This is a genomic window from Gracilibacillus massiliensis (assembly GCF_001458115.1).
In the GTDB taxonomy this organism is placed as follows: domain Bacteria; phylum Bacillota; class Bacilli; order Bacillales; family Amphibacillaceae; genus Gracilibacillus; species Gracilibacillus massiliensis.
This window is the reverse complement of record NZ_CZRP01000013.1, coordinates 1094519-1110971: the sequence shown is the minus strand read 5'-3', so window position 1 is coordinate 1110971 and position 16453 is coordinate 1094519. Positions and strand designations below refer to the sequence as shown.

The 16453-nt window shown below is 37.5% G+C and carries 8 protein-coding genes, 1 pseudogene and 1 riboswitch; of the genes and pseudogenes, 2 read left to right on the top strand and 7 right to left on the bottom strand.

From position 1 onward, the window contains the following. Positions 1–46: 46 nt before the first annotated feature. The 5 genes and pseudogenes from BN3107_RS17110 to BN3107_RS17090 all read right to left on the bottom strand — a co-directional run. A pseudogene (locus tag BN3107_RS17110) lies at positions 47–841 on the bottom strand (ribonucleotide reductase N-terminal alpha domain-containing protein); the annotation flags it as partial. A gap of 212 nt (positions 842–1053) precedes the next feature. After that, positions 1054–2100: an aldose epimerase family protein gene (locus BN3107_RS17105; RefSeq protein ID WP_058308830.1), complete on the bottom strand. Its 1047-nt coding sequence runs from the start codon at positions 2098–2100 to the stop codon at positions 1054–1056. A gap of 18 nt (positions 2101–2118) precedes the next feature. Next, complete coding sequence (galT, locus tag BN3107_RS17100; RefSeq protein ID WP_058308829.1) at positions 2119–3612, bottom strand: UDP-glucose--hexose-1-phosphate uridylyltransferase; 1494 nt, start codon at positions 3610–3612, stop codon at positions 2119–2121. Between the two features lie 2 nt (positions 3613–3614). Continuing rightward, positions 3615–4610 (bottom strand): UDP-glucose 4-epimerase GalE, encoded by a 996-nt coding sequence (gene galE, locus BN3107_RS17095; protein WP_058308828.1) that lies wholly within the window; start codon positions 4608–4610, stop codon positions 3615–3617. A gap of 14 nt (positions 4611–4624) precedes the next feature. Next, a complete protein-coding gene (locus tag BN3107_RS17090; RefSeq protein ID WP_058308827.1) occupies positions 4625–5797 on the bottom strand; it encodes a galactokinase in 1173 nt (390 codons plus the stop codon). Between the two features lie 219 nt (positions 5798–6016). Here BN3107_RS17090 and BN3107_RS17085 point away from each other — a divergent pair, with 219 nt between their 5' ends. Beyond that, positions 6017–10921: a 5'-nucleotidase C-terminal domain-containing protein gene (locus BN3107_RS17085; RefSeq protein WP_231735379.1), complete on the top strand. Its 4905-nt coding sequence runs from the start codon at positions 6017–6019 to the stop codon at positions 10919–10921. Positions 10922–10985: 64 nt separating this feature from the next. On the opposite strand, the gene metE is transcribed toward BN3107_RS17085, so the two are convergent. Together metE and BN3107_RS17075 are read right to left on the bottom strand one after the other, a co-directional pair. Continuing rightward, positions 10986–13259, bottom strand: coding sequence for a 5-methyltetrahydropteroyltriglutamate--homocysteine S-methyltransferase (metE, locus tag BN3107_RS17080; protein ID WP_058308826.1), 2274 nt, complete (start codon positions 13257–13259; stop codon positions 10986–10988). 17 nt (positions 13260–13276) lie between these two features. Further along, the gene (locus BN3107_RS17075; RefSeq protein ID WP_058308825.1) at positions 13277–15115 is read right to left on the bottom strand and encodes a bifunctional homocysteine S-methyltransferase/methylenetetrahydrofolate reductase; all 1839 of its coding nucleotides are present in this window, start codon (positions 15113–15115) and stop codon (positions 13277–13279) included. 69 nt (positions 15116–15184) lie between these two features. Then, positions 15185–15290, bottom strand: a riboswitch (SAM riboswitch). Between the two features lie 175 nt (positions 15291–15465). Here BN3107_RS17075 and BN3107_RS17070 point away from each other — a divergent pair. Next, complete coding sequence (locus BN3107_RS17070) at positions 15466–16032, top strand: nitroreductase family protein (RefSeq protein ID WP_058308824.1); 567 nt, start codon at positions 15466–15468, stop codon at positions 16030–16032. Positions 16033–16453 lie beyond the last annotated feature (421 nt).

Genomic DNA, 16453 nt, shown 5'->3' with positions numbered 1-16453 from the left:
AGCAATTCACGAGGTTTATTTATAGACGAGGCACTCAAACCTATTTACCACGTCTTGACCCGCCTTGTTCCACCAAATGTGTCAATTTAGCGATGTCATCTAACCAGGAAACAGATCCTGACGATTTACCATTTACTCCTCTAGCTAGTGCATTACGAGGTCTTAGTGTTGAACCATTTGTACCAACACCGCCACCACGCGACATAATTTCCATCACTTGTTTACGGTGATCACTGATGCCTTCACGAGAATCTCGCACAAATGGCATCACATAACAATTAAAGTATGTTACATCTGTGTTAGAGCCTGCTCCATATAGTACACGGCCTGCCGGAATAAAATTTAATTGAGATAGTTCTTGATAAAACTGTTCGAACCATTGATTTTGTTTTTCTTCTGTTTCCTCAACCGATGATAAACCTGTAGCATTACGTTTCGCGATTTGCTCATAATAGACCTCTAATGGTTTATCCATAACACTTAGCGAACGTTCAATAATACCAGTTTCTCTTTCTTCTTCTGTCTCTAAAACATGGACAAAGCTTTCTTCAACTTGAATGCGAGCTTTTCGTTTAAGATTGTCAATCTCTAGAATAAAGCCAGTACCTCTTGCAGGGAATTTAGGGTCCTCTTTAATCGTTAAAACCACAAAGTCTCCTGTTTTTAGTGTCTTTTTCTCTGTGTCCTTAAATGCGTAACGATCAAGCATGACAAGCCGGGATACACCTTTATGAGTGGTTTTCATATCTGGTGTAATCGGATGAACCTGTGGAAATTCTTTGATGTCTTCATTTAACTGATCCACATTAATGGCTAAGGACTTTTCTTTCGTTGATTGCATCGATGGATAGCCTCCTTTATCTATATCAAAAATAAAATAATACCAATTTTTGTTCCTTTCTAGCTTATCAGAAACGAAAGGTATAATCAATATATTGTGATACTTGAAGCGCTATAATACTATATGTGGTGTGTAGCGCAAAAAAGCACTCTCCTCAAGGGTGAAGAGCGCTTTTTATATTATAACCATTATTCGCTTTTAAACAAAACAATCTACTCTATTGTATCAAAAATAAAGGTAGTTTTGGCAAAATATTTTTCGTCTTTATCGAGCCAAATTGATGGAAAGCCATCATGGTGAATCGATGCGGGTGATCCTTGCGTTTCTAAACATAGGCCTAGATACTGTACAGAATCACGCTCACGCAATTTCAAACCTTCAGGTAGATTGTTAGAGGTATACATGACAACACCTGGTTGATCTGTTATAACCGTTAATTGTCTACCACTCGTTTCTTCACAAACGATCGCACTTTCTTTCTTGTTATGATCAAAAATGAAATAATGATCATAGCCATGATTCGCAACTAAGTTTTGCTTGAACTCAGATGTAACGCCATCTTTCATCGGACGTCCATTACGGAAATCATATACGGTATTGTTGACATCGAGAATTTTTCCCGTAGGAATCAATTCTTCATCAAGTTCAACAAATTTACTACTATCTAGTGTGATTTGATGGTCTTGGATATCTGATTTTAAGTTACCGCTTAAGTTAAAATATGAGTGGTTGGTACTTGTTAACACCGTTTTATGATCCGATACCCCTTCATAGGTAATTGTAAAGGCATTATCGTTATTTAACGTATACGTAACAGTCATTCTTAAATTACCAGGATATCCATTTTCTAAATCTTTACTTTCAAGGGTAAGCGTTAAGCCTACTTCTTCATTATTTTCAAAAGGAACAACTGTCCATATGGTATTATGGAAACCTGGATTTCCACCATGTAAATGATGTTCTCCTTCATTTTTAGGAAGCGTATAAGGCTTACCATCGATTTCAAATTGGGCATTTTCAATTCGACCAGCAACACGACCAATTAATGCCCCAAAGTAGCCAGGATTAACGAGGTAATCTTGATAATTTTCAAAGCCGACTACAACATTTTCTAGTTTTCCATCACGGTCTGGTGCTAAGACTTTCGTAATAATGCCACCGAAATCAAGAATAGAAACAGTCATTCCATTGTCATTAACCAGTGTGAATTCTTTCCACTGTTGATCTTCTACTTTTATTACGTCCGTTTTTATTTCCATTAACTCGTTTCCTCCTACTTATCCTTCATTAAGATTTGCTAAAAAACGTTTGAATGCTTGGCGTCCAACTTTATCTGTTTTATACACACCAGCATCTTCTAGAACGCGTGCGAATTTTTCTCCTAATTCGTTTTCGACGATTTCGTCTGCGTTTTGTCCTGTGATGTTTTTATGCTTATCTTTTATTGATTGTACCCAATCCTGATGATATTCTGCAACCGTTACCTTTTCACCTAGCAGATATTTCTTAATAACGGAAAGTTCATCTTTTAAACGAGGAGGAAGTACTGCTAGACCCATTACTTCAATTAAACCAATATTTTCTTTTTTGATATGATGAACATCGTCATGTGGATGGAAAATGCCCATCGGATGTTCCGTTGATGTTCGATTATTACGTAATACTAGATCGATTTCAAATAGATCACCACGCTTGCGGGCAATTGGAGTGATCGTGTTGTGCGGTGTGTCATCCGAATAAGCAAAAATATCTGCATCGGGATCACTGTAATCACGCCATTTTTGCAGGATGTATTCAGAAGCATCGACAAGTTTGTCGCGGTTAGAATGACGCAAACGAATAACAGATAGTGGCCACTTGACCACAACTGCTTCTACATCGTCAAAGTCATTTAATGTAAAACTGAATTCCTCTTCCGCATTTGTCATCGCAAATGTATAGTGACCAGCTTGATAATGATCATGTGACAAAATACTACCGCCAACAATTGGCAAGTCTGCATTAGAACCAATAAAGTAATGTGGAAATTTCTCCACAAAAGCAGTTAATCGAGCAAAAGAATCACGGTTAATTTTCATTGGTCGGTGTTCTTTGGCAAACACGATACTATGCTCATTGTAATAAACATATGGTGAATATTGTAGAAACCATTCTTCATCTTCTAATGGCACCTCAATGATACGATGATTGGAACGAGCTGGGTGACCAATACGTCCGACATATCCTTCATTTTCAGCGCATAGCAGACACTTAGGGTAAGCGACATCTTGTTTCATTTCTTTTTCGCGTTTAATTTGTTCCGGATCTTTCTCTGGTTTTGATAAGTTAATGGTAATGTCTAAATCACCATACGAGGATGCTGTTTTAAACTGAATGTTATTGGCAATTCTTTTTGTTTGAATATAGTTGCTATCTTTACTTAATTGATAAAAGTAATCGGTCGCTTTAACCGGTGAATCTTGATAGCTTCTGTAAAATGCTTCGTTTATTTCGGAAGGTTTTGAGATAAACACATCCATTATTTTGGCTGTTAATTGTTCGCGCTCATCGAGCAGATCCTCGATTAGTCCTCTTTCGACGGCATCGTCTGCTATAGTGTCTAATAAATCTGGAATGTCTTGCTCATTACGTGCAGCCTCTTCTTGATAATTTGCGATATCTAAAAGTCCTAAGATTTGATTGCGCGCATAAATGCGATCACTGGACTGGATTAACTTTTTGTCAATTGCCTTTTCTACAAGGGTGTTGACTAAAGATGAATGGTCTACCATGTTTACTCCTCCTCGTTGTATCCTTTAGGATTCGCTTGATGCCAATTCCATGCATCTTGGATAATTCGATCGATATCTGTTCTGGTTGGGTTCCATCCGAGTATGCGTTTTGCTTTATCGGATGCCGCAATTAAGGTACTAGGATCTCCAGCTCTACGAGGCGCTACTTTTGCAGGAATGTCATGTTTAGTAACCTGACGAGCTGCATCAATGATTTCTTTAACAGAGAATCCTTGACTGCTTCCAAGGTTGAAGACATTACTGTCGCCACCCTCTTTTAAATATTTAAGTGCTAAAATATGAGCATCAATTAAATCTTCGACATGGATATAGTCACGAATACAAGTACCATCTGGTGTATTATAGTCATCACCAAAGATGGAGATATGTTCCCTTTGATTTAAAGCTACTTGTAATACGATTGGAATTAAGTGTGTTTCCGGGCGATGATCTTCACCAATTTCACCGGTACCACGCGCACCAGCTACATTAAAGTAACGAAGCGAGACATAACGAATATCATGAGCTGCTTCTGTCCATTTCATCATTTTTTCCATCGTTAATTTTGTTTCACCGTACGTATTGGTCGGTTGTGTTGGCATCGTTTCGGTAATTGGTACTTGTTCTGGTTCTCCATATGTTGCCGCTGTAGAAGAAAAGACAATATTTTTAATATCAAATTCAGTCATTGCCTGCAGTAGTACCTGTGTACCATAAACATTGTTATCAAAATATTTAAGCGGATCTTCCATTGATTCGCCAACCAATGAATTGGCTGCAAAATGAATCACACCATCGATTTGCTCGTGTGAGAATACTTCACGTAAAAATTCAATATCGCGAATATCTCCATTATAAAACGTTGCTTCTGGATGAATTGCTTCTTGATGTCCTGTTAACAAGTTATCGATAACAACCACTTCATTACCTTGATCGATTAATTGATATACTGCATGTGAACCAATATAACCTGCTCCACCTAATACTAAAATACGCATAATTAAACTCCTCCTTATATTGAAATTTCTTTCGCACCGTCACCAATTGCTGCTACATAGAATGTTGGGAGGTACCCAATCTTGTCTTCGTATGCTTGTTGGATAGCTGTTTTCACATTTTCTACTTCTTCCTTTTCTACAATGGCAATGGCACAGCCACCAAATCCAGCACCTGTCATTCGTGCACCGATGACACCTTTTTGTTGCCATGCTGTTTGGGCAATTGTGTCTAACTCAATACCTGTAACCTCATAATCATCACGTAATGACACATGTGATTGATTGACCAATTCACCAAATCGTTCTAAATCACCGGACTGTAGCTTTTGAAGGGCTTCAATGGTGCGAGCATTTTCGTAGATAGCGTGTTTTGCCCGTTGTTGATTCGTTGGATCTTTGATTAAAGAACGATTCTCTTCAAATTGTTCTGGCGTTAGCTCTCCTAAGCTTCGGATATCTAATTTGGTTTGTAAGTCTGCTAAAGCTGCTTCACATTGGCTACGTCGTTCGTTATATTTAGAATCTGCTAATTCTCTTCGTTTATTGGTGTTTATGATAATGATATCATGATTTTCCAATTTAATTGGAGCATATTTGTAATTTAAGGTATCACAGTCCAACAACATGGCGTGATCTTGTTTTCCCATACCGATCGCAAACTGATCCATGATTCCGCTGTTCACACCAATATATTGATTTTCAACTTTTTGACCAATTTGCACTAGGCGAATACGATCGATATCGAGTTGATACATATTTTCTAATAAAACACCTGAGACAAGCTCGATGGACGCAGACGAGGATAAGCCAGCTCCATTTGGAATATTTCCGTAAAATAACACATCAAATCCTGATGAAATATCATATCCTTCTTCTTTTAAATAATAAATCATTCCTTTAGGGAAATTGGTCCAATCATCCTCTTTTTTATAAGTAAGGTCAGCTAAATTACTTTCGAATATCCCTTTTTCGGGAAAATTTTCAGAATAGAAGCGGATTATATTGTCTTCACGTGGTGTGGCAATGGCATAGGTTCCGAATGAAATTGCTGCTGGAAAAACGTGTCCACCATTGTAATCGGTATGTTCCCCAATTAAATTAATACGCCCTGGAGCAAAGAAAGCCCTAGGTTGTGTCTTTGTTTGAAAAGTATCTTGGAATTTGTTCTTCAATTTATTTATATCCATACTATGTTCCTCCTTTGGGACAATTTGTCGACTTAATTAAATTAATTTACTAAGAATATTGTACGTCATTTTTGTGACAGTTACAAGAAAAATACTGTAACTGTTTTTATGATTAGATTAACAAAAATTAACAAAGACTTTACTATCCATTTAATCATTTAATATTTCTACTTGCTAGAATTAACAGGTAAGCAATTTAAAATTCAGGGAGGTAAATCAATGAAGCGTCAAAAAAGTGTAAAAAGAGCTAGTATATTATTAGCAATAGTACTAGTTTTTACTCAACTATCAAGTGCATTTATGCCGATTATGCAAGTGCAAGCAGCAGAAGAGACAACAGTTGTTTCTGTATCAGAAGCTTTATCGGAAAGTCAGGGTACAGAGGTAACAATGGAAGGATACATAGTCGAACCTTTCAATAGTCAGTATGCAATTAGAGTGGCTGATGAGAACAATCAAGAAGCAACATCTATCATTGTAAAACTAGAGGCAGATCAACGAGAAATGTTTAGTCCCGAGTTGAACAAAGAAGCAATTGGGAAAAAGGTTATTATAACGGGAACAAGGGACGAGTATTCAAATCAAGAAGCAGTTGAATATGTGACAAGTATCCAATTTGTCGAAGAGGATAATGGAATATTAAGTGTTGAAGAATCTTTATCGGAAAGTCAAGGTACAGAGGTAACAATGGAAGGTTATATCGTAGCACCTTTCAATGGTCAGTATGCAATTAAAGTGGCTGATGAGAACAATCAAGAAGCAACATCTATTATTGTAAAGCTAGAACCCGATCAGCGAGAAATGTTTAGTCCCGAGTTGAATGAAGAAGCAATTGGAAAAAAGGTTATTGTAACGGGCACAAGAGATCAGTACTCAAATCAAGAGGCAATTGAAGGTGTAACGAGTATTGAATATGCAGACGGAGATATTATTGAAGAAGAACCACCGCAAGAACAGACAATTGCAGAAGCACGTCAACAATCAGATGGAACAAGTGTTACAATCGAAGGTATTATAACGGCTGATAACTTAGCAGATCCATCCGGTGATCAATTATCTACCTACATACAAGATGAGACAGCAGGTATGAATATTTTCGCGTTTGATGGATCGGATTTACCTGAATTAAATGAAGGCGATCGGATTATCATCACGGGAGAGCTTGATACTTACAATGGACTAAAAGAAATTATTCCAAATAGTGCTGCAGATATTGAAATTCTAGAAGAAGGTGCAGCAATACCTGAAGCAACACCAATTGAATTATCAGATTTAGCTGATGAAACTGTTGCAGAACCGTTAGAAGGACAATTGGTTTCTGTTAATGGTTATCTGCAGGATATTCCATCCAGTCCTGCTGGTGGTGGTTATAACCTATCTTTTATAGATAGTGATTTTAATAGTACCACCTTAAGAGTGATGGAAGGAACATTAGACATTTCTGAACTAGAAGAAGGAAAATGGTATGATATTACAGCAGTTCTTAGCCAGTACAATAGCTATCAGTTATTAACAAGATCTATTAACGATTTTACGGTAGCAGCAGAACAGCCTGAAGCACCGAGTGCAAGTGGTGAATACACATCTACTGTTCGTTATGTTACAGATGGTGATACCATTCGTCTAGAAACACCTGTTTTAGGTGCAGACCGTGTTCGTTTTATTAACATTGATACGCCTGAAACGAGTGTAGCAGGTTCTAACGGTGTCGATGAAGCGAATCAAAAAGAACATGGGGAATATGCAACAGAGCGGTTAAAAGAATTATTACAGGAAGGCGATCAAGTTACCTTAAAAATTGGTGAAGAAGCAACCGATGATTATGGCCGCTTGTTAGCGGAAGTCATCAATAAAGACGGTGTCAATACGAACTTGCAAATGGTGAAAGAAGGATTGGCAACCTCTTACTTTATCTGGCCAATCGGTGATGAAGAAAACTATCAAACTTATCAAAACGCTACAAAAGATGCAATCGATGCAGAATTAGGTATTTGGAATCCTGAAAATCCATTAAAAGAATTACCTTTTGAGTATCGTGCAATCTCTGAAGGCGGAGATTTTCATCGTTATGTAGGGAACTCGAACACAAATGAATATGTGGAGCCAACAGAATATGAACAAGTACCTGTAGAAGCACGTATATTTTTCGCGAGTGCAGAAGAAGCAGAAGCGCAGGGTTATACAGCAGCATCAGAAGAGCCTGTTGGAGATATACTAGAGCTTCAACTTTTAAGTATGAATGATCTTCATGGAAAAATAGATCAGGAATACACATTAGATCGAACTGGTGAAGAAGCAGTTTATGGTCGTATGGATTATACAGCACAAGCAATTAAAGAAAGAGAACAGGAAAATGAAAACACGTTGCTAGTCCATGCTGGTGATATGATTGGTGGAAGTTCCCCTGTTTCTGCGTTGTTGCAAGATGAGCCAACGGTAGAAATTATGAATGAAATGGGTTTTGATGTAGGAACGGTTGGAAACCATGAATTTGACGAAGGATTAGATGAATTAAAGCGAATGGTAAACGGTGGCGATCATCCAGATGGACTTGGCACTACTGGATATCAAGGCATGAATTTTGACGTACTCTGTGCCAATTGTATTCAAGAAGATACTGGTGAGAAATATTTACCACCATACGCCATTCAAGAAGTTGATGGAGTAGAAGTAGGTTTTATTGGAGTTAACACACAAGATACAATGAACATGGTAATGCCATCTTCATTAGAAAATGTGGCATTTACAGATGAAGTAACAGCAGTAAATGATGCAGTAGATGACTTGCAAGCACAAGGTGTCGAAGCGATTGTTGTCTTAGCACATATGCCTGCTACCCAATCTGGAAATGAAGCAACAGGTGCATCAGCAGATTTAGCACGTAATGTAGATGATGCAGTAGATATCATTTTTGCTGCACACAATCACCAAGAAGTCGATGCAGTTGTAGATAATAAATGGATTATTCAAGCATCAGAATATGGTAAAGCTTTTGCAGACGTTGATATTCAAATCGATCGTGAAACAAAGGATATTCATGATGTAGAAGCGGAAATTGTTTTTGTTAACCAAGCGGATTATCAGCCAGATCCAGCAGTGAAAGGAATTCTTGATAAATATGCTGTAGAAATTGAGGACATTGTTAATGAAGTAATTGGCTACAATGCTCAACAGTTAGAAGGACAATATACAAACGATGGTGATCATGGTTTAGGTAATTTAATTACAGACGGTATGAGGTGGGCAATGGATGCGGACTTTGCGATGCATAATGGTGGTGGCATCCGTGATATCTTAAACGAAGGTCCAATTACATGGGGTGAAGTGTTTAATATTCTACCTTTTGCCAATACGGTGATGTCAGTGGATATTAAAGGGGAAGATTTAATTCCTATCCTGAATGATAATTTATCAAGCTATGGATCTGATTATAGTGTGTCTGGCTTGCATTACACGTATAATTACGATTATCAGCATGTGGTAGATGTTACATTTCCAGATGGGACACCAATTGATCCAGAAGCAACCTATACCTTAGCAACAAATAACTATATTGGCACACAAGATGGTCCGATTAGTAATTTAGGAACAAATGAAACAATGGGACCAGTAGATGTAGATGCAGCGGTTGATTATATTAAGCATTTAGAAACAACAGAGGATAATCCCCTTGTAATTGGTTCAGAAGGTCGGATTGCTCAAACAGACGAGGTCCCAGATGTAGAAGAGGATGGAGACGTCATTGGTTACAATGGACAAAATCTAATTGGTACTTATACAAATGGAAAGGACCATGGCTTAGGTAACCTAATTACAGACAGTATGAAATATGAAATGGATAGTGATTTTGCTGTTACAAATGGTGGAGGAATTGGTTCTTCTTTATTAGAAGGTAATATTACTACATCATCTTTAGAAAAAATTCTTACCCATGGTAATACTTTGGTGAAAATGGAAGTGACCGGGGAAGAACTAGAAAATATTCTAAATGCTCAACTTTCAGAAAATGGGTCAGATTATAGTGTCGCAGGGTTTAGCTACCGTTATAATCAAAAGTCACAAAAAGTCATATCGATAACATTGCCTAATGGTAAAAAAGTGAAGAAAAAGGATACGTACACATTAACAACAAATAACTATTTAGCTTCTCGTGGTGTTTTTGCTTCGATTGAATCGGAACGAGAAGAAGGGCCAGTTGATGTAGAAGCTCTTGAGAACTATATCATGTCTTTAGAAACAACCGAAAATAATCCATTAATCTATGGTTCAGAAGATCGGATTTCTATTGTGCCAAACGTTTCAGTTAACAAAGTAGAAATTGATGATAGTATTTTTACTAATGTAGATATGGATGGAAATGTTACTATTGACTTAGAAGGATTAGAAGATATTAATGAAAATAAGCCAGTTGAGATTTCTTTAACATCCAATCAAATCGCAACATTGAAAGAAAAAAATGCGACATTAACCATTAAAAAGAAAGGTGTCACCCTAGATTTTCCGTCATCTATCTTTAGTGGTGAGCAAGATACATCCATTATTATTGAAAAGCTCCCTGCAGTTAAGGGCTCAAAAAGTGCTGTATATAACTTTTCCATAAATGAAGGTGGAAATCTAGTTACTGATTTTTCGCATGCGGAAGGTGTGCAGCTAACGTTTTCTGTTACAGAGGAAGAAGTTGAAAACACTGATCTGCTTAAAATCTTCTATTTGAATCCTGAAACAGGAGAATGGGAAGAAATCGGTGGAACCTATCAAGATGGTGTGGTATCTGCAACTACTGCTCACTTCTCTACTTTTACTGTAATGGAAGCTAGTGAAGAAGAGGATCCTGGTGAAGGTAACGAAGGTGGAGATGACACCAATAACGGCTCTGAGACAGATGACGGAGGAAACGGCAACACAGGAGATGATTCCACAAAAGATGAAGAACTAGGTACAGACGAAGAAAATAATCAAGATCAAGAAGAGTCTGGACCTAATAATGATAAAGAAGAAAATGCATCTGTAGAGAACAATGAATTACCAGAAACGGCAACTTCCATGTTTAATTACTTATTAGTAGGTCTAGTGATCATCACACTTGGATTTGTGTTGTATATCCGAAACAGAAAAACAGTATAAGAAAAAGCTGCTATCAACTGAGGTTGATAGCAGCTTTTTTGATCATATCTACAGCTGAAAAATGTTAATTCTGTTTAATAGATACATATTTTTCTCGTGTCAGCTTGGCGGCTTCGACCATTTTTTCAAGGGCTGCAATGGTTTCCGCTTCTTTTCTCGTTTTAAGACCACAATCAGGGTTGATCCAAAATTGTTCTACCTCAATTGTTTCAAGAGCACGCTTAATGTTGGCTTCCAATTCAGCAACACTAGGTACGCGTGGACTATGAATATCATAAACACCTAAGCCAATATCTTTTTGATAATTATTGACTTCAAATGTTTCGACCATTTCCCCGTGACTACGGGATGTTTCAATCGAGATTACATCCGCATCTAATCCATCAATAGCTTCATATATTTCGCCAAATTCTGAATAACACATATGGGTGTGGATTTGTGTTTCAGGCTTCACTGTTGCAGTAGCTAAACCAAACGCACGAACAGCTGCATCAAAATAGGCTGGCCACTTTAGTTTATCCAATGGTAACCCTTCTCGTAACGCCGGTTCATCTACTTGGATGATTTTCACACCAGCTTCTTCTAAAGCTAATACCTCTTTTTCAAGCGCTAAGCCGATTTGATCTTGCACGGTAAAACGTGGAAGTTCTTCATGAACAAACGACCAATTCAAAATCGTCACAGGCCCTGTCAACATACCTTTTACCGGTTTTTCTGTGAGCGATTGGGCATAGGCTATTTCTTTAACTGTGATTGGGTTTTCCCATTCCACATTTCCTGCTAACAATGGCGGTTTAACACATCTGGAACCATAGGATTGCACCCATCCAAATTCTGTAACTGCAAATCCTTTTAATTTCTCTCCAAAATACTCTACCATATCTGTTCGTTCAAATTCGCCGTGAACCAGAACATCTAAATCTAAATCTTCTTGGATTTGAATCCATTTTCTAGTTTCCGCTTGAACAAATTGATTATATTGCTCGTCTGTTAATTCGCCTTTACGCCATTTAGTACGTGTTCTTTTCACTTCCGCAGTTTGAGGTAGACTGCCAATCGTTGTAGTAGGTAATAAAGGTAAATTTAAATCTGCTTGCTGTTGTTTTTTTCTTACTTCAAAAGGAACATTACGTTTCACATTTTCTGTGGTAACTTCCACCGATTGGTTACGATAATCCGATTGATCTAATCGATTTATCGCGTTTTCGCTAGCCTCAAATGCAGATGCTACAGATTGTTTCCCTCCTTTTATAGCGGAAGTTAACACAGAAATTTCAACTAACTTTTCGTCGGCGAAGCTAAGTCCGTCTTTTACCACAGTGTCGAGCTTTTCTTCTAATTGTTTGGTCACGGGCACATGTAATAAAGAACAAGATCCTTGAATGATCAATGTTTGTGGATTCGCTGCTTCCTGAATCGCTTCTAATAGCTGATATTTATCCTCCAGGTTCGCTCGCCAAACATTACGTCCATTAATAATACCCGCACCCAATACTTTATCAGCAGGAAATCCATATTTCTGAATAAGCGCTAAGTTATCGCCATGTACAAAATCTAAACCGATTCCATGAACAGGTAACTTTACAATCCGCTGATAATGCTGTACCGTTTCGAAATACGTTTGTAAAATAAGTTGAATTCCAGATACGTTATTATCTAGTCTTTGATATACTTTTTCAACAAGTTGCAATTCTTTTTCGGAAAGGTTGGTGCCTAGAATAGGTTCGTCAATTTGAACCCAACGTGCGCCAGCCTCTGCTAATTCAGTTAGAACTTGCTCATATAATGGTAATAACTGGTCGATCCAAGTCTCTAGTTCATTCTCTTGATATCCTTTTGCAAGCTTTACAAAGGTCACCGGTCCAACAATTACTGGTTTTCCATCGATATTTAACTCTTCTTTTGCTTCTTGATAATAATAAAGTGCACGATTTTCTACAAGTCGAGGTGAAACATCAGTTAATTCTGGCACAATATAGTGATAATTGGTATTAAACCATTTTGTCATTTCAGCTGCTACAGCATCCTTTTCCCCGCGGGCAATTGCAAAATAAGTAGATAACTCGCTAGGATTATGATGTTGAAACCTTTTAGGAATAATGTTAAAGGCAACCGCTGTATCTAAGATATGATCGTAAAAGGAGAAATCCCCAACCGGAATTAGCTCTATCCCTTGGTCTTTTTGTTTCTTTAGATTTTCTAACCGTAATTTTTGTGTTTGATCTTTCAGTGTTTTATCGGTAATGTCACCCTGCCAAAAAGCCTCAATTGCTCTTTTCCATTCTCTTTTTTCACCGATTCGTGGATAACCTAAATTGGAACTTAAAATTGTTGTCATGTTAATAACTCCCTTATTTATATTTTAGTGACTAAATGTGTCTTCTCATGAACATATTTGGTTAACGCTACTGTAGACGGGTAATGCATAAATGGGGTAATAATGTATACTCCATGAAAATAATTAATCGTCGTATCAATTAATTCTTTCGCGATTTCAATTCCTTCACGCAAACTATCCTGTCGGTTGGTCTGTTGTTGCATTCGTGCCCTCACTTCATCAGATAACTTCATTCCAGGAACTTCATGATGTAAAAATTCGGCATTACGATGGGACGTGAGCGGCATAATCCCTATGAATATTGGTTTATCAATTTCTTTAGTCAAACGGTGTAATTCAATGATTTTTTCATGACTAAATATTGGTTGAGTTAAAAAGTAATCTGCACCATTTTCAATTTTCTTTTTCATCCTTTTTACTGCTTTTTCAAGATTAGCGACGTTTGGGTTAAATGCTGCCGCAACTTGAAAGTTGGTATTTGTTTTTAGTGAACTTCCCGAAAACGATAGCCCATCGTTACACTGTTTAATCAGTCTTGTCAGTTCAAAAGAAGTGACATCAAAGACAGATGATGCACCAGGGAATCCACCAATTCTAGTAGGGTCACCAGTGATCGCAAGAATTTCACGGAAATCTAAGGTATGTAACCCCATTAAATGCGATTGCAGCCCAATTAAATTTCGATCACGACAAGTTAGGTGTATTAGTGGAGTTACCTTGGAACCAGCTTGTTTCATTTTGACTGCCATCGCCAGGTTGCTGATTCTTGGAGTGGCTAACGAATTATCTGCTAGAGTGATCGCATCGACACCAGCTTTTTCTAAAGAAAATACGCCATCCATAAATGTATCTGTGTCTAGATGTTTAGGTGCATCTAACTCAACGATAACCGTGTGTTGTTTTTTTGCTTTTTCAGCCAATGAGTCTTCGTTATTTCGCTGTGAATGACCATTGTTTTGTTTAGTCAGAATTGGTTTTGTTTCTTTGCTTGTTATCGGTGTTAGACCAGTGACACCATCTTTCAGTGCACGAATATGCTCGGGTGTTGTACCACAGCAACCACCAATTAAACGGACTCCTTGATCTCTAAAGGCTTTCGCGCTCTGCTGAAAATAATTACTATGTTGATTGTATACGAGCTTTCCGTTTTGATAAGCCGGAAGACTAGCATTCGGATAGGCGGCTAAATAAGCATTTTGCAATAAAGGAACCGATTCTAATGCTTTGATCATATAATGAGGACCTAAGTGACAATTAACGCCAACTACATTAGCCCCAATATCGTCAAGTGTTTGCAATGCGGTTGGAAGTGCAATACCGTTTTCCATTACACCTGGTTCGTGCATTGATACATTGGTGATAATAGGTAGATTTGTTTCCTTTCTAGCAATCTCGAGTACCTGTTTAATTTCATCAAAATCATAATAGGTTTCTAGTATAATCCCATCGATACCTTCTAATAGAAGAGAGAAAAGTTGTTCCTTAAAACTTCGGATAATCTCTTTTTTAGATGTTACTAATTTTTGAACTCCTCTAATGCCGCCTATAGTACCGAGGACATAAACATTTTCCTTTGCCACGGATTTTGCAATCTGAACAGCTTTAGTGTTGATTTGATGTACGTTATCTTCTAATCCAAATCGATTTAATTTTATATAGTTAGCACCATACGTATTGGTTTGAATCACTTCAGCTCCAGCATCGATATATGATTGATGTACGTTTAAGATTTCATCGGGATGTGTTAGATTATAGGATTCGAAACATCGATCGACCCCATGAGCGTACAATAAAGTTCCCATCGCTCCATCTGCAATCATGATATTATCTTGTAACTTAGTTAAAAGTCCTGACATTTTTTCACCTCTTTTCTTAGAAAATAAAAAACTCCGTCTACTAAAAAGACGGAGAATCATTTAAAAAATCTCTCATCTTCCAAGCATCATTGCGCTTGCTGGAATTAGCACCTTGTCTTTATAGACGGTTGCTGAAGTATCATAGGGCCAGCCCCTCCACCTCTCTGGATAAGTATCAATTATTTAATTAGTAACATTTGTAAGTATATTACAGTAAATAGGGAATTATTACAAGTCTTTTTTGGAAAATAATAGAATTTACCTATATGAGCATCTTGACAGCCTTTCTTCATATGATATGATAAAATGTAGTTGAAAATGATTATCATTAACATAAGGGGGATTTCCTCATGGAATTGCGACAACTTATTAAAGAACGTCGATCGATATCGTCCTATCAAGATAAAGAAGTCTCTAACGAACTAATTGAAGAGTTATTAGATACCGCAGTTTGGGTTCCTAACCATAAATTAACCGAACCATGGCGCTTTGTTTTTATTCAAGGAGAAGCAAAGAAAAAATTAGCAGAAATAAATCGACAAGTAGCTTTGTCAAAAAGTAATAGTAACTCAGATGAAGAGTTAGAAATAGTAGGAAATAATGCTTATCAAAAAATTATTAGTGTGCCTTTTTTATTTTTTGTAATTAATAACTTGCATCCACAAGAAAAACTAAGAGAAGAAGATTATGCATCGACGAGTTGTGTGATTCAGAACTTTAGTTTATTAGCATGGGAACAAGGACTAAGTACCTTCTGGAAGTCAGGAAAGTTAGCTTATTGTGAAGAAACGGCAGAATTAATTGGCTTAAAAGAAAATGAGAGAGTAGTAGGCCAAATACATGTAGGCTACCCCGCAAAGTCACAATCACCAGTTCCACGAGTTCCTGCTAAAGAGCGAATAACGGTAATTAAATAGATATCTAATAGTAGAGAATCGGGTTCATGACAAGAGCCACGATTCTTTTTTTGTTGTAAAAAAACTGACATTGTATTATTGACAAAAGTATTGGGATGAGTGCTAATCCAACGCTACGGAAAAACACTCCCTTTCCGGGGGCACGGCTGAAGCTAACTTGGTAAAGAAAAACACTTTACCAAGTGGATCTTCAGCTCGTGCTGTTCCCCCAGGAGTGTCGCATTTTTCCTCCGCTTTGTTAGATATCTGTTCAAGTACGAGGGAATATGCTGTGATATCAATATTCTAGCTGTTTCTAAATTTGTAGAACACTATTGAAGCGTAGTCCATTTACGTAGACTCCGCACGTGTTCAGAGTCTTCCGAAGACCCCACAGGCAGTGATTTTCTGCCGAGGAGGCTGAGGTGACGCCCGCGGTATA

Bases quoted from the DNA above. Each gene is read 5' to 3' on its own strand.
- galT (WP_058308829.1), bottom strand. From the start codon at position 3,612: ATGGTAGACCATTCATCTTTAGTCAACACCCTTGTAGAAAAGGCAATT.
- BN3107_RS17070 (WP_058308824.1), top strand. From the start codon at position 15,466: ATGGAATTGCGACAACTTATTAAAGAACGTCGATCGATATCGTCCTAT.
- BN3107_RS17090 (WP_058308827.1), bottom strand. From the start codon at position 5,797: ATGGATATAAATAAATTGAAGAACAAATTCCAAGATACTTTTCAAACA.
- BN3107_RS17105 (WP_058308830.1), bottom strand. From the start codon at position 2,100: ATGGAAATAAAAACGGACGTAATAAAAGTAGAAGATCAACAGTGGAAA.
- BN3107_RS17075 (WP_058308825.1), bottom strand. From the start codon at position 15,115: ATGTCAGGACTTTTAACTAAGTTACAAGATAATATCATGATTGCAGAT.
- BN3107_RS17085 (WP_231735379.1), top strand. From the start codon at position 6,017: ATGAAGCGTCAAAAAAGTGTAAAAAGAGCTAGTATATTATTAGCAATA.
- metE (WP_058308826.1), bottom strand. From the start codon at position 13,259: ATGACAACAATTTTAAGTTCCAATTTAGGTTATCCACGAATCGGTGAA.
- galE (WP_058308828.1), bottom strand. From the start codon at position 4,610: ATGCGTATTTTAGTATTAGGTGGAGCAGGTTATATTGGTTCACATGCA.